General features: G+C 69.0%; 18 protein-coding genes and 1 pseudogene. 8 read left to right on the forward strand and 11 right to left on the reverse strand.

Annotation, left to right across the window (positions count from 1 at the left end; all coding sequences use genetic code 11):
• Positions 1–10 precede the first annotated feature (10 nt).
• From ACLJRL_RS20340 to ACLJRL_RS20355, 4 genes are all read right to left on the reverse strand, one after another.
• Entirely contained in the window at positions 11–991 is a 981-nt protein-coding gene (locus tag ACLJRL_RS20340) for a VWA domain-containing protein (RefSeq protein ID WP_410657802.1), read from the reverse strand.
• Complete coding sequence (locus ACLJRL_RS20345; RefSeq protein WP_410657938.1) at positions 988–1,872, reverse strand: DUF58 domain-containing protein; 885 nt, start codon at positions 1,870–1,872, stop codon at positions 988–990. Before ACLJRL_RS20345 ends, ACLJRL_RS20340 begins: the two co-directional genes overlap by 4 nt.
• A gap of 69 nt (positions 1,873–1,941) precedes the next feature.
• Positions 1,942–3,012: an AAA family ATPase gene (locus ACLJRL_RS20350; protein ID WP_410657803.1), complete on the reverse strand. Its 1,071-nt coding sequence runs from the start codon at positions 3,010–3,012 to the stop codon at positions 1,942–1,944.
• Positions 3,013–3,622: 610 nt separating this feature from the next.
• On the reverse strand, positions 3,623–5,899 hold the full coding sequence (locus tag ACLJRL_RS20355; protein WP_410657804.1) for a hypothetical protein: 2,277 nt from the start codon (positions 5,897–5,899) through the stop codon (positions 3,623–3,625).
• A gap of 77 nt (positions 5,900–5,976) precedes the next feature.
• On the opposite strand from ACLJRL_RS20355, the gene ACLJRL_RS20360 reads away from it, so the two are divergent.
• Entirely contained in the window at positions 5,977–6,612 is a 636-nt protein-coding gene (locus ACLJRL_RS20360) for a hypothetical protein (protein ID WP_410657805.1), read from the forward strand.
• A 13-nt stretch (positions 6,613–6,625) separates the two neighbouring features.
• Here the strand turns inward: ACLJRL_RS20360 and ACLJRL_RS20365 are convergent, their stop codons facing one another.
• Both ACLJRL_RS20365 and ACLJRL_RS20370 read right to left on the reverse strand, forming a co-directional pair.
• Entirely contained in the window at positions 6,626–7,168 is a 543-nt protein-coding gene (locus ACLJRL_RS20365) for a molybdenum cofactor guanylyltransferase (RefSeq protein ID WP_410657806.1), read from the reverse strand.
• A 2-nt stretch (positions 7,169–7,170) separates the two neighbouring features.
• Positions 7,171–8,520, reverse strand: coding sequence for an NlpC/P60 family protein (locus ACLJRL_RS20370; RefSeq protein WP_410657807.1), 1,350 nt, complete (start codon positions 8,518–8,520; stop codon positions 7,171–7,173).
• Between the two features lie 341 nt (positions 8,521–8,861).
• Between ACLJRL_RS20370 and acnA the strand changes: the two genes are divergently transcribed.
• Together acnA and ACLJRL_RS20380 are read left to right on the forward strand one after the other, a co-directional pair.
• Complete coding sequence (acnA, locus tag ACLJRL_RS20375) at positions 8,862–11,669, forward strand: aconitate hydratase AcnA (RefSeq protein WP_410657808.1); 2,808 nt, start codon at positions 8,862–8,864, stop codon at positions 11,667–11,669.
• Positions 11,670–11,744: 75 nt separating this feature from the next.
• A complete protein-coding gene (locus ACLJRL_RS20380) occupies positions 11,745–12,563 on the forward strand; it encodes an alpha/beta fold hydrolase (RefSeq protein ID WP_410657809.1) in 819 nt (272 codons plus the stop codon).
• Here ACLJRL_RS20380 and ACLJRL_RS20385 read toward each other — a convergent pair.
• Positions 12,487–13,107, reverse strand: a complete 621-nt coding sequence (locus ACLJRL_RS20385) for a TetR/AcrR family transcriptional regulator (protein WP_410657939.1) — start codon at positions 13,105–13,107, stop codon at positions 12,487–12,489. The genes ACLJRL_RS20380 and ACLJRL_RS20385 overlap by 77 nt on opposite strands.
• Positions 13,108–13,194: 87 nt before the next feature.
• Here ACLJRL_RS20385 and ACLJRL_RS20390 point away from each other — a divergent pair, with 87 nt between their 5' ends.
• A complete protein-coding gene (locus ACLJRL_RS20390) occupies positions 13,195–14,331 on the forward strand; it encodes an FAD-dependent oxidoreductase (protein ID WP_410657810.1) in 1,137 nt (378 codons plus the stop codon).
• On the opposite strand, the gene ACLJRL_RS20395 is transcribed toward ACLJRL_RS20390, so the two are convergent.
• Positions 14,328–15,203, reverse strand: a complete 876-nt coding sequence (locus tag ACLJRL_RS20395; RefSeq protein WP_410657811.1) for an NAD(P)-dependent oxidoreductase — start codon at positions 15,201–15,203, stop codon at positions 14,328–14,330. The two genes, ACLJRL_RS20390 and ACLJRL_RS20395, sit on opposite strands and share 4 nt — an antisense overlap.
• A 49-nt stretch (positions 15,204–15,252) precedes the next feature.
• Here ACLJRL_RS20395 and ACLJRL_RS20400 point away from each other — a divergent pair, with 49 nt between their 5' ends.
• The gene (locus tag ACLJRL_RS20400; RefSeq protein ID WP_410657812.1) at positions 15,253–15,654 is read left to right on the forward strand and encodes a MerR family transcriptional regulator; all 402 of its coding nucleotides are present in this window, start codon (positions 15,253–15,255) and stop codon (positions 15,652–15,654) included.
• 189 nt (positions 15,655–15,843) lie between these two features.
• On the opposite strand, the pseudogene ACLJRL_RS20405 reads toward ACLJRL_RS20400, so the two are convergent.
• Together ACLJRL_RS20405 and ACLJRL_RS20410 are read right to left on the reverse strand one after the other, a co-directional pair.
• Positions 15,844–16,287 (reverse strand): annotated as a pseudogene (locus ACLJRL_RS20405) (MgtC/SapB family protein); the annotation flags it as partial.
• A 256-nt stretch (positions 16,288–16,543) separates the two neighbouring features.
• Positions 16,544–17,446, reverse strand: coding sequence for a LysR family transcriptional regulator (locus ACLJRL_RS20410; RefSeq protein WP_410657813.1), 903 nt, complete (start codon positions 17,444–17,446; stop codon positions 16,544–16,546).
• A 157-nt stretch (positions 17,447–17,603) separates the two neighbouring features.
• Here ACLJRL_RS20410 and ACLJRL_RS20415 point away from each other — a divergent pair, with 157 nt between their 5' ends.
• The 3 genes from ACLJRL_RS20415 to ACLJRL_RS20425 are packed head-to-tail and all read left to right on the forward strand — an operon-like array spanning position 17,604 to position 20,319.
• Positions 17,604–19,031, forward strand: a complete 1,428-nt coding sequence (locus ACLJRL_RS20415; protein WP_410657940.1) for an MFS transporter — start codon at positions 17,604–17,606, stop codon at positions 19,029–19,031.
• Between the two features lie 13 nt (positions 19,032–19,044).
• Positions 19,045–19,935 carry an SDR family oxidoreductase gene (locus tag ACLJRL_RS20420; RefSeq protein WP_410657814.1) on the forward strand — a complete coding sequence of 297 codons (891 nt, stop codon included), beginning with the start codon at positions 19,045–19,047 and terminating at the stop codon, positions 19,933–19,935.
• A 15-nt stretch (positions 19,936–19,950) separates the two neighbouring features.
• A complete protein-coding gene (locus ACLJRL_RS20425) occupies positions 19,951–20,319 on the forward strand; it encodes a darcynin family protein (protein ID WP_410657815.1) in 369 nt (122 codons plus the stop codon).
• 10 nt (positions 20,320–20,329) lie between these two features.
• Here ACLJRL_RS20425 and ACLJRL_RS20430 read toward each other — a convergent pair whose 3' ends face one another.
• Positions 20,330–21,292, reverse strand: coding sequence for a hypothetical protein (locus ACLJRL_RS20430; protein WP_410657816.1), 963 nt, complete (start codon positions 21,290–21,292; stop codon positions 20,330–20,332).
• Positions 21,293–21,303: the final 11 nt, after the last annotated feature.

The raw sequence follows: 21,303 nt of genomic DNA on the forward strand, positions 1-21,303 counted from the left end.
GTGACCGGGGTTATGGCAGGCGTTGCCCCAGGAAGAGCGAAGCGGCGGCACCGATCATCAAGATCAGCGTCCCGATGATGACCCAGGGCCGGCTCGCGTCGGCGTCCTTCAGCTCGTAGCCGATCTGTTCGCCGAGGTCCCCGTACACGCGTTTCAGCTCGTCGGCGCTCGCCGCCTTGTAGAAGTCGCCGCCGGAAAGCCGCGCGATCTCCTTCAGCGACTCGTCGTCGACCTTGACCTCTTGGGCCTTGCCGTCGATGTCGACCGAGCCGTGCGTGGTCCCGAACGAGATCGACGAGATCGGCACCTGCGCCTGCTTCGCGGCCTGCGCGGCCGTGTAGCCGCCTCGCGGTGCGTACAGGTCGTCGGGGACCGTCTGCTTCCCGTCACTCATCAGCACGATGCGCGCGGGCGGCGGCCCCTCGGCGCCGCCGACGATCGCCGAGAAGCTCTCGACCGACTGCAGCGCAGCGAAGATCCCTTCACCGGTCGCGGTCGACTGCGCCAGTTTCAGGTTGTCGATGGCCTTCACCACGCCACCGCGGTCGGTGGTCGGCGCGACCAGCACGGTCGCCGTCCCGGCGAACGAGATCAGCCCGAGGTTCACCCCCGGCGTCATGTTCTGCGCGAACGACCGCGCGGCCTCCTGCGCCGCCTTCAGCCGCGTCGGGGCGACGTCGGTCGCCTCCATCGACAGCGAGGTGTCGACCACGAGAACAACGGTCGCCCGGTTACGCGGCACCTTCTGTTCCGCGGTCGGCCCGGCGAGCGCGACGGTGAGCACCAGCAGCGATGCCACGATGAGGATGGCGGGCACGTGCCGCACCCACCCCTGGCTCTTCGGCGCGACCTTCTCCAGCAGTTCCAGGTTGGCGAACCGCATGGTGCGCTTGCGCCGGGCGCGCTGGGTGAGCACGTAGCCGACGGCCACCCCGACGACCGCCAGCAGCAGCAGGAACCACCACGGCGAAGCAAATCCGGTCAGGCTCATGCGACGCCACCGGACCAGCGGCGCTTCCGGGCCACCACGAACCGGACCATGTCCGCGATCCAGTCCGAGTCGGTGCGCAGCACCAGATGCGCGGCACCGGCTCGGCGCAGCGCGCCCGCGACGTCCTGCCGATGTGCGTGCGCCGCGGCGCCGAATTCCTTGCGCAGCAAGGCCGAAGCGTGCACTTCGCGCTGCCTCCCTGTCTCCGGGTCGGCCAGCACGACGGTGCCCACGTCGGGCAGGTCGATGTCGCGCGGGTCGACGACTTCGACGGCGATGAGGTCGTGATGCCCGCCGAGCGCGCGCAGCGGGCGCTGCCATTCCGTGTCGCCGAGGAAGTCGGAGACCACGACGGCGAGCCCGCGACGGCGCGGCGGACGGCGCAGCTTTTCCAGTGCCGCGGCGAGATCCCCGCGGACACCGTCCTCGGCACGCGGTGTCTCGGCGACCTTGCGGACCAGGCCGCGGGCGTGCGGAAGCCCGCCGCGCGCCGGGATCCGCGTGATGCTGCCCGCCCCGTTCGAGACGAGCGCGCCGATCCGGTTGCCGCCGCCACCGGTCAGGTGGGCGACCGCGGCCGTCGCGCAGACGACCAGGTCGCGCTTCTCGCACAGCGCCGTGCCGAAGTCGAGGCTCGCGGACAGGTCCGCCACCAGCCACGTCTCCAGTTCACGATCGGCGACGGTCTCCCGGATATGCGGGCTCGTCGTCCGCGCGGTGACCGCCCAGTCCATCCGGCGCACGTCGTCACCGGGCTGGTACGGCCGGGCCTCGCCCGGTTCCGAACCCGGCCCGGGCACCAGCCCGAGATGATTGCCCTGCAGCAGACCGTCGAGGCGGCGGCGCACGTCGAGTTCGAGCGTGCGCAGCCCCGCCTCCATCCGCTCTCCGCGAAGTACCGGCGGGGCCCACGAAGGACGTTCGCCCTTCTCGTTCTTCACGCTCGTTCCTTACCTGACCGGTGCGCCGGCGGGGACAGGACCGCCCTGCCCGGTCCCGCCCTGCGGACGGGCGGAGACCTGCGGCAACGGCACGGTCTGCAGCACCCGCGTGATGATGTGCTCGATGGGGACACCGTCGGCCAGCGCGTCGTAGGACAGCACGAGCCGGTGGCGCAGCGCGTCGGGGACGACATCGACTACGTCCTGCGGCAGCACGTAGTCACGGCCGCGGACCAGCGCGAGCGCCCGCGAGGCGGCGATGATGCCGAGGCTGGCACGCGGCGAAGCACCATAGGACACCCAGCCCGCGACGTCGGCGAGACCGTGGTCGTTCGGGGTACGGGTGGTGAGCACCAGGCGGACGACGTAATCGACCAGCGCGTGGTGCACGAAGACCTGCGAAGCCACGCCCTGCAGGCGGACCAGCTCGCCCGGGCTCAGCACCTCTTGCGGGGTGGGCGGCGTGACGCCCATCCGGTAGATGATCTCCCGCTCTTCTTCGGCGGTCGGGTACTCGACGAGGATCTTGAACAGGAACCGGTCGCGCTGCGCCTCGGGCAGCGGGTACACACCCTCGTTCTCGATCGGGTTCTGCGTGGCGAGCACGAGGAACGGGTCGGGCATCGGGAAGGTCTGGCCGCCGATCGTCACGTGCCGCTCGGCCATCACCTCGAGCATCGCCGACTGCACCTTCGCGGGCGCGCGGTTGATCTCGTCGGCGAGCACGAAGTTCGCCACCACCGGGCCGAGTTCGACGTCGAACCGCTCGGCGCCCTGACGGTAGATCCGGGTGCCGAGGATGTCTGCGGGGACCAGGTCCGGGGTGAACTGCACGCGCGAGAACGAACCGCCGACCACCCGCGCGAAGGTCTCCACGGCGAGGGTCTTCGCGACACCGGGGACACCTTCCAGCAGAAGGTGGCCTCTGGCCAGCAGACCGACCAGCATCCGCTCGACCAGCCTGTCCTGGCCGACGATGATCCGCTTGACCTCGAACACGGTCCGCTCCAGCAACTGGGCGTCCCGCGCCGGCGTTCCGGGCTGCTGCTGCGCGCCGTCGGCGTAGCCGGGCTCGGTCACTCGTGCCTCCTGTGTTCCCCGCTTGCGTACTTGCGTCCGGCTGTGACCGTAGTGCTCGGCGACACAGTCGTTCGTGACGGTAGCCAACCGGATCACCGGTATGACCGCTGTGAAGGGGACTTTCCCTGCATGACATGCCAGGAAAGCGCCCTTCGCCGCGTGAGACGCCGGGAAGGTCCCCTTCAGTTCCCGGACGAAGCCCGCGGACGTCGAGAGGTCCGCCTGCCAGGGTGTCACGTTGCGGACGGTGGGAGTTTTCGGAGGAGACGAGCGTTCGTGGCCTGGCCGCGGCGCCACAGGTCACGCGAGGTCGGGCCGGGTTGTCGTGAGTGATTCGGAGTCGTTTGGGCCGCGAGTGTTTGAGGTACCTACGTCGGGCGAGTTTGTGATCCCGCTTGCTTGGCGTTGGCGGGGCTGCTGGCCGGTGCGCAGGCGGCGGTTTCGCGTGGCTGGAGAGACGACACACGTGTCCCGGCGGACGGCGAGCGTGTTCAGATGGACGACACGGGTGTGGAGCCCGGCCGCGGTATCGCATGGCGCGGACTCGTGAGTCAGCGTGTGCACGTCCCCATCGCCGCTTTCGCCTCCAGACACCGCGGGTGGGCCTCGCCTACTCGGCCAGGCCCCGGTCCTTCCGGAACTCCACCAGGTCGTCCCAGGCCTGCCGCGGGTGCATCGCCATCCGCTGCCGGACGACGGCGAGCCGGTGCAGCCCGGGGTTCAGCCGGTCACCGGTGAGAGCGTCGTCGAAGAGTTCCAGCACCGTGGCACAGAACAGCACGAAACAGCCGCTGTGCCACCGCAGATCGCTGATCGGCGCGGTGGCCTCGCTGTCGTCGAGAACCAGCCGTCCGGCGAGTTCGGCCAGTTCTCCCGGCGTGCCCGTGCCCGGGATCGACAGCAGGTCCGTGGTCAGTGCGACCAGTTCCGGCGACCGCTCCAGGGTGACCGCCGTGGCCGTGAAGGCCCGGGTCTTGCCCGCCAGTTCTCCGGCGACCAGGCTGCGCGTGATGACCTCGAGCGACGGCTGGTAGACCTCGTTCGCGAGATCGACCATCTCGACGACACATCGTTTGAGATCACGGGGCAGCCCGCCCGACAGGCAGTGCGCCAGGTAGCAGAACTGTTCGGAGATTCCCCGTAGCCGCAAGGCGATCCAAAGCCTGCTTTCGTCCAAAGTGAATGGTTCGAGCCGCACCATCTCCGAGAACGCGCTGTCGAAGGCGTCGCGAACACCGAGACCGCGTTGTTCGAATCCGAGCACCGCGTCATCCGACACGGAGACGAAGAAGAGGCACCCCGGCACGTCGAAGACGCCCTTGACGTCGTTGATGAACTGGTGGGCCTTCTCGGGTTCCCCGATCTTGTCCAGCTCGTCGATCGCGATCACGACGCGCCCCGCGACCTTCTCCGCCCTCAGCCGCCACGCGGCCAGTTCGGCGAACTCGCGGAACTTGTCGACGACCTCGGGGTGCGTGAGTTGCTGCTCGGCGCGCTGCGTCGACCAGGTCCGGCCGGCCTCACCCTTCAGCGGCATGCTCAGCTTTCCGGACCATCCGGTCGTGTAGGTCTGCAGGAACCGGATCCGGTCCAGTTGCTGTTCGGTGAGGCGCCGGAGACCGGCCAGCCTGGTGTCCCGCCGCCGGTTCACCGTCCACCGCACGGCCGAGACGCAGGCGGCCAGCACGCCGAACACCAGGCGCAGCAGGAACAAGACCAGGAGGCCGACGACGATGAGCCGCCGCACCGGCTGCCCCGTCCACAACTCCTGGGGCGTCATCCGTCCGGTGGCCACGTCGGACGCGAACGCGAGGAGGTCCTTACCCGCTTGTAGCGGCGTCCCGCCCCACAGGAGCCAGACGATCGCCGCGACGACGCTCAGAACCACCACGAACGAGACTGCATTCCGGAGAGCCCTGCCCAGCGCGCGTCGCCGTCGCGTCCGGCCGGTCACCGCCGCCTGCCCGGTCGAGACCTTCGCCAACACCGCCTTGCACAGCAGCGCGTGCAGGTGCAGCACGAAGTCCCTGGCCTCGTAGGCGGCGGGCGCCGAGGCGACGACGACCAGCGGGGCGGCCTGATCCGACCGGCTGAGCAGACCCTGTTCCAGCGAGCGGATCGACGTGGTCTTGCCGGTCCCCCGGTGCCCTGCCAGCGCGACGGCCACCGACTCCGCCCGGTCGACGATCCGCCGCAGCCGCTTCACCGCCGCCGTCCGGACGAGACCCGCTTCGAGATCGGCGGTCTCGTCCGGTTCCTCGAACACCAGGGTCACCCGGTCGCGGGTCCGCCGGTGGTCCCGGAGATAGTCGCGCAGTTCGGGCAGGACGATCTCGCGCAGCGCGAAATCCCGCCGGTCACCGAGCCCGATCAACTCGGGATGCGCCCACTCTCCCGCGTGCTGCCAGCCCTCGGTGACGAACAGGCCGGGCACCCGGCGGCCGATGATCTGGACGGCCATCCCGAGCACGCCGCCGAGACCGAGCACGCCGACCACCTGGAAGGCCAGGGGCATCGCCGCCCACGACAGCTGCAGGACTCTCAGGTAGCCCACCAGCAAGGCCCCCGTGATGACCAGCCAGCCCACTTCCCGCAGGCTCACTCGCCTGATCAGAAAGCCCCGGGCGCGCTCGAAGACCACGCCCGGCCGCTCGCGTTCCATCCGGATCCTCGCGAGCGCGGAAACACTGGAGAGCACGGCTTTCCGGGCGTGGTCGCCGCGCAGTCCCTCCCTGCGGAGCCCGGAGGCGATCTCCGGATGGCCCAGCGCCGTGTCGACCAGGTCCTCCAGCGCGAGCAGGGCCGACCAAGTGTCGAAATCCTCGATGAACCCTTCGCCGTCACGCAGGACGTCCGACTCGTATCCGTCCGAAGCCAGGTCGCTCACCGGCTTATGATGTCGAACCGCCTCGGGACGTTCCCGGTCGCGCCGGGAAATACCGCCCACGAAGGAGCAGCCGCCCCATGTCGACCGTGCCCGCCGAAACCACCTCCGCGAGCGCCCGGCAGCGATCAGCCCGCATCGCCACCGAAGTGCTCGCTCCCTGGGTCTGGGTACTCCTGCTCCCGCTCGCGGTCGCCTGGCAGGTCACCGGCCAGCACCTTGGCGAAACACTGCTCTGGGGCCTGGTCACCGGCGTCTTCGGCTCGATCCTGCCGATGGCGGTCATCGTCCGCGGAGCCAGGAAAGGCCAGTGGGACAGCCACCACGTCACCGACCGGGCCGCCCGAGTGATCCCCTTCGCCGCCTGCATCGGCTTCCTCGCCGTCGGCTTCGGCATCCTCATCATCGGCGACGCACCCGGCGAACTGATCGCGCTCACGGCCGCCGAACTCCTCTGCCTGGTCATCTGCGTCGCGATCACGTTCGGAGCCAGGTTCAAGGTCAGCATGCACGCGGCAGTCGCCGCCGGGGCCGTCGCCGTCCTCGTCCAGGTCTACAACCCCTGGGCCGCGCTCCTGCTCCTCGGCGTCGCCTGGGTCTGCTGGTCCCGCGTCGAACTCAAGGACCACACCACCGCCGAAGTCTCGGTCGGGACCCTTGTCGGCCTCCTCGTCGGCGGCGGCGCCTACGCCGCACTCGCCGCCGCACTGCTGTAGGGAGACTTCACACTCACGAAAACCGGTCGAGGTCCTCGGGCGTGTCGATGTCGTCGCTCTCGCCCGGTTCCTCGGGCACTTCCACGATGTCCAGGCCGCCCAAGGTCCGCCGCAGCGACGCGTTCTCCACTGTCTCCGGCAAGGCGCCGCGCAACGCTTCCGTCCGCCAAGCGCCGAGAAGCCACTGCCGCACTCCCCCGGCGTCGACCAGAACCGCACCGGAAGCGGAACCGAGCGCGGCCACCAGCCTGTCCACAGTGGACTTCCGGACGCCGGCGAGATCACCGGCGAGAACGACGACGATCTCCGTGTCCACCAACGCGAGGCCTGCCGCGAGCGCGGCCACCGGGCCGGTTCCGGGCTCGGTCTCCCGCGTCCACCGGACGTCGCCGAAACCGGGCCGTTCGGGGCCGACGACGATCACCGGGTCCGCCTCGGTCAACGCGGCCAAAGCCCGTGCCAGCAACGGTTTCCCACCGACGGGGAGCGCGGGTTTGTCCACTCCGGACAGCCTGCGGGCGGCACCGCCCGCCAGCACGATCCCCGCGTAGACCACGCCTAGCCGATCAGCCGGGCCACGTAAGGCATGATGCCGCCGTAGCGTACCGGCGCGATCCGCACCCGCAGACCGGACTGCGGCGCTTCGACCATCTGGCCGTTGCCGAGGTACATCGCGACGTGGTGGATGCCCCGGGCGCTCCCGCCCCAGAAGAGCATGTCGCCCCGCCGCATCTGCGAGAGCGGCACCTTCCGCCCGGCGTTGTACTGGTAGCCGCTGTAGTGCGGCAGCGCACGCACCCCGGCGAACGCGTAGATCATCAGCCCGGAGCAGTCGAAACCGATCTTCTTGTAGTCGCCGTAGCGGTCCGCCGTGCCGCCGTCGCGAATACCGCGAGTCGGGCCGGAGGTGTTGCCGCCGCCCCACGCGTACGGAAGTCCCAGCTGCGCCAGCGCCCTCGCGACGACGGCCTCGACGCTCGCCCCGGCGGGGGCGGACTGGACGGGCCTGCCGGACGGGCGGCCACCGCCACCCTGGCTGGGCTTCGACGCGGCGAGCGCGGCCTGGCGAGCGCGTTCCTCGTCCTCACGGGCCTTCTGCGCCTTCCAGTCTTCGTAGCGCTGGCGCTGTCCCTGGAGACCGCTGACCTTCTGCTGCGCTTCGAAGAGCTGCTTCTCGACCTTCGTCTTGTCGGCCGACAGCGCGTCGTTCTGCACGGCCTGGGTGTCCTGCGCGTGCTGGGCGGCGCTCTGGGCGTTGTCGGCCTCGTGTTTGGCCGCCTCGGCTTCGCGCTTGCGCTCCTGCGCGATCTCCAGCGCCTTGCGCGCGGTGGAGTCCTTGTTGGACTTCTCCGTCTGCGCGCGCTTCATCGTGTCGAGCGCGTTCAGCCTGCTACCGCCGACGGCGTCGAGCATCTGGGCGCGGCCGAGCAGTTCCTTGGGGCTGTCCGCGGTGAGGTACGCCGACACCGAACCGATCGTGCTGCCCTGCTGGAAGCTGGCGGCGGCGAACTTGTCGAGATCCGTGCGCGCCTTGTCGATGGCGCCCTGCGCGGCGTCGGATTCGGTACGCGCGGCCTGCGCCTCGCGGTCGGCCTGCGCGGCGGCGTCCTGCGCGGTCTCCGAGTCGACCCTGGCCTTGTTGGCCTCTTCCATTTTCAGCTCGACGTCGTCGTTGAGCTGAGAGAGCTTCGACTCGGCCTGGGCGAGCTGGTTCGTGAGCCTGCCGACGTCGCCGGCCTTGGTATTCGCCTCGGACTTGCTCGAGTCGATTTCCGAATCGCTGGGGTTCGGCGGAGGCGGCGGTACCGCCAGACCCGTACCCGTCACCCCCAGCAACAGGGCGAGGCAGAACGCCCCGACGGTCACGCCACGGCGGGCGCTGGTCCCGGACCCGGTTTCACCACGCACGATCCGCCCACCTCCTGATCATGAACAACGAGCTCACTGTGCCACTGACGTCACATCATTACCAGAAGCACCACAAGGAACTTACACACCGTAGGCACCATTTCCCCTCAACGGGGGACGAACAGACGAACGCTTTGTCACTCGAACGGACGCAGGTCGGTGAGACGTTCCCTACCCGCGTGTCGGCTTGCCACGCAAAAAGGACAGGCGTACTGTTTGAAGCGACGAACGAGGTGTGCCATCCCGCGTCCGGATCTACGGTGGGGGTGCGCGACACTCGCTCCGGGTCGACCCGAACGACCCGGAGAACACACCGAACTGACCCGCCACTGGAGTTAGAAGTGACTGCACCCGCCAGCAAGGACAGCTTCGGCGCCAAAGACACGCTGAAGGTGGGCGACGCCTCCTACGAGGTATTCCGCCTGAACAAGGTCGAGGGCTCCCAGCGCCTTCCCTACAGCCTGAAGATCCTGCTCGAGAACCTGCTGCGGACCGAGGACGGCGCGAACATCACCGCCGACCACATCCGCGCGCTCGGCACCTGGGACGCGAACGCCGACCCGTCGATCGAGATCCAGTTCACGCCCGCCCGCGTGATCATGCAGGACTTCACCGGCGTCCCCTGCGTCGTCGACCTCGCCACCATGCGCGAAGCCGTCACCGACCTCGGCGGCGACCCGGACAAGGTCAACCCGCTCGCGCCCGCCGAACTGGTCATCGACCACTCGGTCATCATCGACGTGTTCGGCCGCCCCGACGCCTTCGAGCGCAACGTCGAGATCGAGTACGAGCGCAACCGCGAGCGCTACCAGTTCCTGCGCTGGGGCCAGGGCGCCTTCGACGAGTTCAAGGTCGTCCCGCCGGGCACCGGCATCGTGCACCAGGTCAACATCGAGCACCTGGCGCGCACGGTCATGTCCCGCAACGGGCAGGCCTACCCCGACTCCTGTGTCGGCACCGACTCGCACACCACCATGGTCAACGGCCTCGGCGTGCTGGGCTGGGGCGTCGGCGGCATCGAGGCCGAGGCCGCCATGCTGGGCCAGCCGGTCTCCATGCTCATCCCGCGCGTCGTGGGCTTCAAGCTCACCGGCGAGATCCCGACCGGCGTCACCGCCACCGACGTCGTGCTCACCATCACCGAGATGCTGCGCAAGCACGGTGTGGTCAGCAAGTTCGTCGAGTTCTACGGCGAGAGCGTCGGCGCCGTGCCGCTGGCGAACCGCGCCACCATCGGCAACATGAGCCCGGAGTTCGGTTCCACCGCGGCGATCTTCCCGATCGACGAAGAGACCGTCCGCTACCTCAAGCTCACCGGCCGCTCCCCCGAGCAGGTCGCGCTCGTGGAGGCGTACGCCAAGGAGCAGGGCCTCTGGCACGACCCGTCGCACGAGGCGGAGTACTCGGAGTACATCGAGCTGGACCTGTCGACGGTCGTCCCGTCGATCGCCGGCCCGAAGCGCCCGCAGGACCGCATCGAGCTGACCGACGCGAAGTCCGCGTTCCGCAAGTCGATCCACGACTACGTCGGCGGCGAGCAGGTCCCGCACACCAACGTCGACGAGTCCGTCGAGGAGTCCTTCCCGGCCAGCGACCCGGCTTCGCTGTCGTTCAAGGAAGAGGACGCGGTCGAGGTCCAGTCGGCCGCCAACGGCCACAGCGGCCGCCCGAGCAAGCCGGTCAAGGTCAGCACGTCCGACCGCGGCGAGTTCGTCCTCGACCACGGCGCCGTGGTGATCGCCTCGATCACCTCGTGCACCAACACCTCCAACCCGTCGGTCATGCTCGGCGCGGCGCTGCTCGCGCGCAACGCGGTCGACAAGGGCCTCGCGGTCAAGCCGTGGGTCAAGACCTCGATGGCGCCGGGTTCGCAGGTCGTCACCGACTACTACACCAAGGCCAACCTGTGGCCGTACCTGGAGAAGCTGGGCTACCACCTGGTCGGCTACGGCTGCACCACCTGCATCGGTAACTCGGGCCCGCTGTCGGACGAGATCTCCGCGGCGATCCAGGAGAACGACCTCACCGCGGTTTCGGTGCTCTCGGGCAACCGGAACTTCGAAGGCCGGATCAACCCCGACGTGAAGATGAACTACCTCGCGTCGCCGCCGCTGGTCATCGCCTACGCGCTCGCTGGCACGATGGACTTCGACTTCGAGAACCAGCCGCTCGGCCAGGACACCGACGGCAAGGACGTCTTCCTGAAGGACATCTGGCCCGCGGCCCAGGAGATCCAGGACACCATCGACTACGCCATCACGCAGGAGATGTTCACCAAGGACTACGCCGACGTCTTCGACGGTGGCGAGCGGTGGAAGTCCCTGCCTACCCCCGAAGGCAAGACCTTCGAGTGGGAAGCGGAGTCCACCTACGTCCGGAAGCCGCCGTACTTCGACGGTATGAAGGCCGAGCCGTCCCCGGTCACCGACATCTCCGGTGCCCGTGTGCTGGCGAAGCTGGGCGACTCGGTCACCACCGACCACATCTCCCCCGCCGGCGCGATCAAGCCGGGCACCCCGGCCGCGCAGTACCTGACCGAGCACAACGTGGACAAGAAGGACTTCAACTCCTACGGCTCGCGTCGCGGTAACCACGAGGTCATGATCCGCGGCACCTTCGCGAACATCCGGCTGCGCAACCAGCTGCTGGACGACGTGCAGGGCGGGTACACCCGCGACTTCACCCAGGACGACGCCCCGCAGGCATTCATCTACGACGCGGCGCAGAACTACGCGGCGCAGGACATCCCGCTGGTCGTCCTGGGCGGCAAGGAGTACGGCTCCGGTTCCTCGCGGGACTGGGCGGCCAAGGGCACCTCGCTGCTGGGCGTGCGCGCGGTGATCACCGAGTCGTTCGAGCGCATCCACCGGTCGAACCTGATCGGCATGGGCGTCATCCCGCTGCAGTTCCCGGCGGGCGAGTCGGCCTCGTCGCTCGGCCTCGACGGCACCGAGACGTTCGACATCTCGGGTATCACCGAGCTGAACAACGGCGAGACCCCGCGCACCGTGCACGTCACCGCGACGAAGACCGACGGCGCCAAGGTGGAGTTCGACGCGGACGTCCGCATCGACACCCCGGGTGAGGCGGACTACTACCGCAACGGCGGCATCCTGCAGTACGTCCTGCGGAAGATGACCCAGGTGTAAGCACTCTGTTCGAGAACGCCCCTTTCCCCGCATTTCAGGGAAAGGGGCGTTCTTGTTTCTTCGGTACCGTGCCGTATGACCCGCGGGAGAGTTCAGGTCGAGAACGGTGAGCTGGCATACGAGATTCGCGGCGAGGGCGATCCCGTGATCCTGCTCCACGGCGGAATGCTCGACTCCCGCACCTGGGATGCCGAGATGGCGGCGCTCGAAAGCCACCACACCGCCATCCGTTACGACGCCCGCGGGCACGGCGAGTCGTCCACGCCCACCGGACGGTTCCGGCACTACGACGATCTCCACGCGCTGATGACCGCGCTCGAACTCCCCCGCGCTTCCCTGGTCGGGCTATCCGGCGGCGGCCGGATCGCGATCGACTTCGCGCTGACGTACCCGGACCTCGTCGAGAACCTCGTCCTCGTGGCGGCCGGGATCAGCGGCATCGAGTTCAAGGATCCCTTTGTCCTGGAACAGAACCGGAAGCTCGAAGAGGCAGGCGCCGCCGGCGATCTCCCCGCCGCCATCGAATGCATCCTGCGGATGTGGGTGGACGGCCCCCAACGAGCACCGGCCGACGTCGACCAGGAAATCCGGCGGCTGTGCGGAAAGCTCTACACGCACACGATCACCCGGCACGGTCTCGCCGGCTTCACGCTGATGGACGAACTCCGCGCCCTCGAGCGCGCGGGCGAGCTGGCCCCGCGCACGCTCGCCCTGGTCGGCGCTCTCGACGCCTCCGACATCCACGACGTCGTCGCCTTGATCGAGCGGGAGGCACACGACGTCCGGAGCATCGTCGTTCCCGGCGTCGCGCACATGATCAACCTGGAGCGGCCCCAGGACTTCGCCCGGATCCTCTTGGGGTTCCTGGACGGGGAGCACGCCAGCCGCGGGTGAGGATGTCGAAGATCGTCTCGACGGCGGCCGCGCGGTCCTGGGTCCCGTGGGCGACGGCCGGGATCTCGAGGACGAAACGAGCGAGAGCCCTGCAGGCGAGGTCGTCGTGGGGGACGCCGATGTCGTCGGCGATGGCCGTGCTGAGTGCCTCGGTGTGGCGAGTCCACATCCGTTCGCCGTACGCGCGGAGCGCCGGTGTGGACTCGACCAGATCGGAGAACTCGGCGGCCTGCGGATGCTCCGCCACCGGCAGCCAGCTGGCGAGGACGTGCTGCCGGAGCGCGTCCGGAATGCTCTGACCGGCGGCTCGCTCCCGCACCACGGCGATCAGTGCCGCCTCGCGGTCTTCTTCCTCGTCGAAGACCAGCGCTTCCTTGCCGCTGAAGTGCTTGAACACCGTCGTGGTCGACACGTCGGCCGCGTCGGCGATGTCCCGGATGCTCACCTGGTCGTAGCCGCGCTCCAGGAACAGTTCGAGCGCGGCATCGGCGATCGCTTGCCGGGTGGCCGCCTTCTTGCGTTCACGGCGGCCGACAGGGGGCACGGTCATGAGACGAGCATAGCCGACGGTTGCCACGATCACTAAGTTGACTCGTTGCACTTTTTTACTCGTTCTGCTTTTCTGGGGGACATGACTTCCCCACGACCTGCCCAAGCCCGCATCAGCATCATCGGCGCCGGACCCGGCGGCCTGACCTGCGCCCGAATCCTCCAGCGGCGCGGCATCGCCGTCACCGTCTACGACCACGACGCGAGCCCCGACGCACGTGACCAAGGCGGCACCCTCGACCTGCACGCCGACAACGGCCAGATCGCCCTGCGCGAAGCGGGCCTGCTCGACGAGTTCTTCGCGCTGGCCCGCCCCGAAGGCCAGGAAATGCGCCAGATGAACGCGAACGGCGAGCTCAAGTTCCATCACGTCCCGGAAGCGGACGAACTCTTCAAACCGGAGATCGACCGCGGCCGGCTACGCACCCTGCTACTCGACTCCCTGCTGCCGGGAACCGTGCGGTGGGGCCATGCCCTCGACAGAATCAGCGATCCCGATGGCGGGCCTCGGCGGTTGCGTTTCGCCGACGGCACGACCGTCGAGACCGATCTCGTCATCGGCGCCGATGGAGCCTTCTCCCGGGTGCGCCGGGCCGTGTCGCCCGCCGTCCCCGGGTACACCGGGGTGAGCTTCCTGGAGGCCTGGTTCTCCGACGTCGAGAACCGGCATCCCGAGATCGCCGGACTGGTCGGCCGGGGCAGCGCCGCGGCGGCCGACGGCGACCGCGGCCTGTTCGCCCAGCGCAACAGCGGCGACCACATCCGCGTCTACCTGATCCGGCGGGTGCCGGTCGGCTGGATCGGCGCTCACGGCCTGACCATCGGCGACACCGACGGCATCCGTGCCCTGCTCCGTGACGAATACGCGGACTGGTCGCCCCTGATGCGCCGGATGATCACCGACAACGACGGCCCCTACGTCGACCGCCCGATCTTCGCCCTCCCGGTCCCGCACACCTGGGAACACGACCCGGCGGTGACGCTGCTCGGCGACGCCGCCCACCTCATGCCGCCACTCGGCGTCGGCGTCAACCTCGCCATGCTCGACGCGAGCGAACTCGCCGTCGCGCTCGCGAACGCCGCCACCGTCGCCGACGGCGTCCGCGCCTACGAGGAGACCATGCTCCCCCGCTCCCGCGAGATGGCCGGGAAACTCGAAGGCGGGGCCGAGTTCCTGCTGTCCGCCGACGTCCCCGAGTTCGACGAAGCGCCGGTCTAGGCGCTGGGTTTCGCGAATTCCTCGATCAGCACGGGGTACTGCTCTCCTCCGTGCCCGGCGGCGATCGAGCGGTCGGCCATCGCCTTGATCAGCCTCGGCAGTTCGGCGTTGACACCCAGCGTTTCGCTCTCCTCGATCAGGTGCGCCATCGCCCGGGCGTCGGTCTCCAGTGCCGACACCTCGGCCGGGAACGAGCCCTTGTCGATCTGCTCGGCGTACCCGGGCAGCCATCCGGCCACTCCGGCGGCGATCTGCCGCGCGAACGGGGCGAACGTCACCGCGTCGACACCGGCGGTCCTGAGCATCGCGGTGCCCTGGAGCCAGGCGTTCAGGACGCTCCACATCATGGCCAGGCCCGCCACGTCGTAAAGGGACGCCAGACCGTGGTCCGCGCCGAGGTAGGTGACGGTGCCGAGCGCGCCGAGCGTCGCCTGGTGGGCCTCGAAGTCCGGTTGCGGCCCGCTGTGCAGGATCACCGCCTCGGCGGTCCCGATCGACGGCGGGATGGCCATGATGGCCCCGTCGAGGTAGCGGGCACCGCGCTTTTCGGCCCACTGGGCGGCTTCCCGGGCTTGAGCCGAGTCGCCCGAGGTCAGGTTGACCAGCGCCGTGCCGTCGATGTCGCTCGCGTCGAGAAGTTCGTACATCGCCGGGTAGTCGGTCAGGCAGAGGATCGTCAGGGAGCCCGCGGCGAGTGCGTCGCCGACGGTCGGAGCGAGCCGGGCTCCCTCGTCGACCAGCTGATCTGCCTTGGCCGGCGTCCGGTTCCATACGGTGGTGGGATGCCCCGCGTTCAGGAACGCGGCGGCGAGTGCGCGGCCCATCAGGCCGAGGCCGATGACCGTGACGGGTGCGGTGGTTTTCTCGTTCATGGCACCATCGTCAACGTTGATACCGGTATGAAGGTCAAGTGAGGATTCGATGCGGATCGGGGAACTGAGTCGCCGGACGGGCGTCAACGCCCACCAGTTGCGCTACTACGAGGCGCAGAGCCTGCTGGAAGCGGAGCGCGGCGCGAACGGCTATCGCGAGTACGGCGAGGACGCCGTGATGCGGGTGAAGCAGATCCGGCATCTGCTCGGCGCCGGACTGTCCTCGGAGGACATCGCATACCTGCTCCCCTGTGCGATCGGCGAGGCTCCGGAGCTGGTCGGGTGCCCCGAACTGCTGGCCGCGATGCACACGCGACTGCGACGGCTGGACGACCAGATGGCGAAGCTCGCGCGATCCCGCGACGCGCTCGCCGACTACATCGACGTCGCCGAACAGGTGGGCGGCGAACGCTACCCACCCTTCGACGGCGCCGAGCCCGTCCCGGCTTGAGCCAGTGTCGCGTGATCCTGTTGCCTTGCGGCGCTGTGGATCCACGTGGTTCCTGGCAAGGCGGAGGAAAGTCACTCGTACTGGATGTACTTGGGCTTTTCTCCGACGCAGCCAGGGGCCGCGTGGGCCGCTGCGGCGTAAGGCAAACAGGGTCACGCGACACTAGGCCGAGTCCTGGGCCGTTTCGTGCTCTTCCTGGTTGTCCGGGCGGCGGTCCACCACCCGGCCCAGCGGCCGCAGCAGCACGTTGACCCCGACGATCACCACCGTCCCGGCGAGCGCGATAACGTAAAGTCCCGCTCCCGCAAGGGATCCGACGGCCGCCGAGCACCACAGGGTGGCGGCGGTGTTGAGCCCGCGCACGTTCAGCCCGTCCCGCAGGATCACGCCGGCCCCGAGAAATCCGATCCCGGACACGATCTGCGCGGCCACGCGCGTCGGGTCGGCGTCACCGGAGGTGCTCAAACCGCCGAAACCGTGCGCTGACATCAGAACGAAGAGGGTCGCGCCGACGGCGACGAGGGCGTTGGTGCGAAGCCCGGCCATCCGGGCGCGGTACTGCCGCTCGATCCCGATGACCGCGCCCAGCCCGACGCCGGTGCCAACCCTGAGCAGCATTTCGAAGGTGTTCATGATTCCGGCTCTTTTCTGGCGTGCGCACACAAAGCCAGACAGGGAAAGGAGACCGGAAAGGTCAGCGCACCACGCACAGGGGCGAGCGGCGAGGACTTCCGGTCGATCCAGAACTGTCTTCCGGCATGTGCCGCTCACCTCGCTTTCGTGCTCGATCGGTGTTGATCAACCTTCGGGACCATACCACCGGAATTCGCCGAGGTCGCCCCGCGCGCGACGTTGAACGCCTCACACAGGGCGGCCCGGACAGTGCGGATCAGGCAGTGCCCAGCGCGTCCTGAATCGTGTCGCGCAGCCAGCGCTGGGCCGGGTCCGCGTCGAGCCGGGCGTGCCAGAGCAGCCGGACCTCGATCTCCGGCAGGTCCGCGGGGAGCGGGAACCAGCGGATGCCGAGCGCCTGGCCGTACTGCTCGGCGAGCCGCTGCGGAACGAGTCCCACGTACTCGCTCGACGCGACCAGGAACGCCGAAACGGCGGAGGTCGGCACGACGGCCGCGACACGGCGCTGAAGTCCGGCCGCTTCGAGGACATCGTCGAGCGGCCCACGGGACCGGCCGCGGCGCGAGGCCGAAACGTGGGGATAGCGACAGAGTTGCGCCAGCGTCGGGCGGCGAGCGCGGCCCAGCGTGCTGTCGGCGCGGACGATACCGACCACCCTTTCGCGGTAGAGCAGCATCGACCGGATGTCGGGTGCCGCGACGTCGCCGGCGCCGATGTCCAGATCGACCGAGCCGTCGCGCAGGGCCTCGGTGCTCTCGGTTCCTTCCGCGACGAAGCGCAGGACGACGCCGGGCGCGACGGCCGCCGTCGCTTCGACCGCCGCGGTCGCCATCGTCGCGGCGAGCCCGTCGTTGATGCGGATCGTGAAGGTGCGCTCGAGATCGCGGATCGCGACTTCACGGTCCGCGCTGATCAGCGCGGAAGCCTCGTCGAGTAGCGACCGCACCCGCGGCACGGTCCGGAGCGCGAACGGTGTCGGCACCATCCCCCGGCCGGCGCGCACCAGGATCGGATCCCCCATCGCCCGCCGCAACCGGCCCAGCGCGCGGCTCGTCGCCGGAATGGACAGGTGCAGGCGCTCGGACGCCGCCGTGACGCTGCCTTCCCGCAGCAAGGCGTCGAACACTCGCAGGAGGTTCAGGTCCAGCTGATCGGCCATGGTTTGCATCTTACGCAACTCTCCTTTGTCAATGTTGCGTGGCGCGAAGGCCATGCTGGTCCATAGCGTCAGGGACATGCCAGTTCGACTTCACCTTCGCGAGGACACCTCGGCCGACCGGGACCGTCCGGTCTCGCAGCGCGGCCTTCTCGCCGTCATGTGCGCCTGCGTCGTGCTCGTCGTCGGGATGGTCGCCGCGATCAACCTCGCCGTCCCGATGCTGGCCGCGAGCGACCTGCACCCGTCCGCGTCGGCGCTGATCTGGATCGTCGACACCTATGTCATCTTCTTCGCCTGCCTCGTGATCCCCGGCGGGGCCGCGGGCGATCGGTTCGGGCGCAAGGGAGTCCTGCTCGCCGGCCTGGCACTGTTCGGAGTCGGCGTCCTGCTTTCGGCCGTCGCACCGAACGTGCCCTTCCTCCTCGTCGGCCGAGCGATCACCGGCGTCGGGGCCGCCGCCGTGCTGCCCAACACGCTCGCCGTCCTGCTGCACGCCGTCCCGGCCGAGCGCAAGGGCGCGACGATCGCGGCCTGGGCGTCGATGACCGGAATCGGCGGAATCATCGGGAATGTGGGCGGAGGCGCGGTCCTTTCCGGCGGATCGTGGCGCTGGCTGTTCCTCGCCGCCATCCCGATCTCACTGGTACTCGCCGTGTTCGTCGGCTGGATCGCCCCGGTGTCCCCCCGGCACGACCGCCGGCTCGACGTGCCCGGAGCGGTGCTGCTCGTCGGTGCTTCCGTCGCGCTGCTGCTCGGCATCGTCGAAGGACCGGAAGCGGGTTGGACCAGCCCGATCGTCCTCATCGGATTCGCCGGCTCCGCCGTGCTGTTCGTCGTGTGGACGATCGTGGAACTGAAGACCGAACACCCACTGCTCGATCCCCGGCTCTTCCGCGTCCCCGCGCTGCGCAGCGCCAGTCTCGGGATGACGGCGATCTTCTTCGGCATGTTCGCGCTGTTCTACGTCAACGCGTCGTTCCTGCAGTACGGCAAGGGATTCAGCGTGCTGGGCACCGGGCTCGGGATCATCCCGATGACCCTCCCGATCATCTTCGGCGCCCGCCACGTCGGACGTCTGACCCGCCGCATCGGTCTCGACGCCACCATCGCCCTCGCGTTCGTCTTCGTCGGCGCCGGACTGCTCGGACTGTCCACAAACGACTCCCAGACGCCGTATCTCGTCTACGCCGCTTGGCTCGTCGTCACCGGCATCGGTGTCGCACTGGCACTTCCGACGTTGTCCGGCGCCATCTCCGGTGCACTGCCGCCCGCCCAGGCCGGAGTCGGCGCCGGGCTGCAGGCCACCACCCGGGAGTTCGGCAGCGCCCTCGGCGTCGCGGTCATCGGCACGATCCTCACCGGACGATTCGTCGCGGCGCTGCCGCCGGACATCCGCGCGAACCAAGATCCGCACACCGTGGCGCAGGCCCTCGCCGTGACCACGCCCGGCAGGGCTCCCGAAGTGATCGACGCGTTCGTGGCGAGCACGAGCACGGCCCTGCTGGTGATGGGGGTGAGTGTGCTCGTCCTCGGGGCGCTCGTCGTTCTGCAATCACGTCTTTCCCGCACCCGCGGGAACCAGTAGAAGGAGCATTTCCATGCATGTTTTCCTCACCGGAGGCACCGGCTGGATCGGCTCGGCCATCGTGGACGAGCTGCTCGACGCCGGTCACGAAGTCACCGGCCTCGCCCGCTCGGACACCTCCGCCGCCACCCTGGAACGGAAGGGCGCACGTGTACGCCGCGGTGATCTCGACGACCTCGACGGCCTCCGCGCCGGCGCCGACGAGGCCGAGGCCGTCATCCACCTGGCGAACAAGCACGATTGGGCCAACCTGCCCATGTCCAACCGGGCCGAACGGAGCGCCGTCGAAACCTTCGCCGGCGCGCTGACCGGAACCGGCCGGGCCTTCGTGCTCGCCTCGGCGCTCTCGGGTCTGGCCAAGGGCCGTCCCGCCACCGAAAGCGACCCCTCCCCCGCCGTCGGCCCCGATTCGATGCGCGGCGGCAGTGAGAACCTCGCCCTCGAATACGCCGAGAAGGGCATGCGGGTGATCAGTGCTCGCTTCGCGCCCTCGGTGCACGGCGTGGGCGACCATGGTTTCCTCGCCTCCATCGTCGCGGCCGCTCGCAAGCACGGCGTCTCGGCCTACATCGGCGACGGCAGCGCGGCCTGGGCGGCCGTGCACCGCACCGACGCGGCCCGGCTCGTCCGGCTGGGGCTCGAAGGCGCGCCCACCGGCTCGCTGCTCCACGTCGTCGACGAAGAAGCCATTACGACCCGCGAAATCGCCGAAGCCGTCGGACGGACGCTCGGCGTCCCCGTGACGTCCGTCGCGCCGGAAGACGCCGGCGAGCACTTCGGTTTCGTCGGCAGGTTCTTCGCACTGGACATGTCCGCGTCGAGTACTCGCACCCGCGAACTCCTCAACTGGACTCCGTTCGGACCGAGCCTGGCCGAGGACATCGAAGCCGGCGCCTACGCCTGACCGAAAGGAACCACCATGGCCGAAGAAACGACGGAATCCACCCCGGTGACCGCTTTCATCCTGGTGAAGACCACACCCGAATGGCTCGGCCTCACCGTCGAGCAGCGTGTGAAGGCCTTCACGACCGAAGTCCTCCCGGCAATCGAGAGCAAGGTGAAGGGAGTCCGCTCGCGGTTCTACGACACCGAGTTCTACTCCGCGCGAGTGACCGACGTGTGGGTGTGGGAGGCCCGCGACCACCACTCGTACCAGCTTCTCATCGAGGCACTGCGCGAGACGCCGTTCTGGGACCGGTACTTCGAGATCGTCGACCTTCTGGTCGGGATCGAGAACGCGTATGCCACGAACAACGGCTTGGATCTCCACGCGAGCGTCACCGTGTGAGACCACCGCCTCAGTAGGCCGGGACAGGACCGGTCCGCGCTGTCCCCACCGGGGACTTGTGCACATCGATCCACCAGTCGGATCGTGGCGGGAAGCTCTCCTCGAACTTCTCGAACCGGCATCCCGAGGTGAACCGCCGCGTGTCGGGATCCCAGCCGGCGCCGGTTTTGAAGTAAACCCGGTACTCCCCCGAGATCCCGGTGATGGTCGCCGACGCATCGTGGTGCACGTAGATCATCACCTGGGGTTTCGAGGGATCACCGGTGACGACGGAGACCACGACGTCGGACGGGGAGCCGTTGGCGATCTGCAATCTGCCGACCCCGCGCGGACCGGATCGCTCCACGATCTTTCCGTTGGGCGGCCGCGAGGTCGGCGGGACGGGTAAGGGTGCGGGAGGCGAGGGCAGGAACCTGCCGAACTCGAATCGTTTCGCGGCGAGAGCGGCGATCGCCTTGCGCAGAGCCGTGTCCGTGTTCGAAAGGCTCTCGACGGTGTCGTGCACCTGCTCGGCGATCACCCGCCCGGGCGACCTGGCACCGCAGGTGCCGGGGCCGGCGATCACGGCCGGGGGCACGTTCAGCCAGCGCCCTTCCGCGGCCAGGCCTTCACGGAGATTTCGGTGCTCCTGCGCGATCTCCGGAGGCGGCACCAGTTCACCGAAGGCCCGGACGCGATCCTCGATGAGCCTGCCGAGGTTCACCTTCGCGGCCTGCAGGTCCTCCTGCGTTCCCGCTCCGATCACCCGGTCGGTCAACGGGCGTGCCGCGTTGTCGAGATCGGTGAGCGCGCGCTGGTAGTCGGCTGCGGAAACCGGGGCCGGGGAGGCCAGGGAGGAGCCAGGTACACCGGTGGCCTCGACCGGGCCATAGCCGGTGTCCTGGTTACCCACCCAGATCACCGAAGCGACGGCGAGCACTGCCGCCGCGGCCAGCGCCAGACGTCCGGCGTTCGCCCACCTGCTCCGGTTCATCCAGCCTCCCC

It is taken from the genome of Amycolatopsis sp. lyj-112 (assembly GCF_046549055.1).
Lineage (GTDB): Bacteria > Actinomycetota > Actinomycetes > Mycobacteriales > Pseudonocardiaceae > Amycolatopsis.

Bases quoted from the DNA above. Each gene is read 5' to 3' on its own strand.
- ACLJRL_RS20340 (WP_410657802.1), bottom strand. From the start codon at position 991: ATGAGCCTGACCGGATTTGCTTCGCCGTGGTGGTTCCTGCTGCTGCTG.
- ACLJRL_RS20345 (WP_410657938.1), bottom strand. From the start codon at position 1,872: ATGGAGGCGGGGCTGCGCACGCTCGAACTCGACGTGCGCCGCCGCCTC.
- ACLJRL_RS20360 (WP_410657805.1), top strand. From the start codon at position 5,977: ATGTCGACCGTGCCCGCCGAAACCACCTCCGCGAGCGCCCGGCAGCGA.
- ACLJRL_RS20380 (WP_410657809.1), top strand. From the start codon at position 11,745: ATGACCCGCGGGAGAGTTCAGGTCGAGAACGGTGAGCTGGCATACGAG.
- ACLJRL_RS20390 (WP_410657810.1), top strand. From the start codon at position 13,195: ATGACTTCCCCACGACCTGCCCAAGCCCGCATCAGCATCATCGGCGCC.
- ACLJRL_RS20395 (WP_410657811.1), bottom strand. From the start codon at position 15,203: ATGAACGAGAAAACCACCGCACCCGTCACGGTCATCGGCCTCGGCCTG.
- ACLJRL_RS20400 (WP_410657812.1), top strand. From the start codon at position 15,253: ATGCGGATCGGGGAACTGAGTCGCCGGACGGGCGTCAACGCCCACCAG.
- ACLJRL_RS20410 (WP_410657813.1), bottom strand. From the start codon at position 17,446: ATGGCCGATCAGCTGGACCTGAACCTCCTGCGAGTGTTCGACGCCTTG.
- ACLJRL_RS20415 (WP_410657940.1), top strand. From the start codon at position 17,604: ATGTGCGCCTGCGTCGTGCTCGTCGTCGGGATGGTCGCCGCGATCAAC.
- ACLJRL_RS20420 (WP_410657814.1), top strand. From the start codon at position 19,045: ATGCATGTTTTCCTCACCGGAGGCACCGGCTGGATCGGCTCGGCCATC.
- ACLJRL_RS20425 (WP_410657815.1), top strand. From the start codon at position 19,951: ATGGCCGAAGAAACGACGGAATCCACCCCGGTGACCGCTTTCATCCTG.
- ACLJRL_RS20430 (WP_410657816.1), bottom strand. From the start codon at position 21,292: ATGAACCGGAGCAGGTGGGCGAACGCCGGACGTCTGGCGCTGGCCGCG.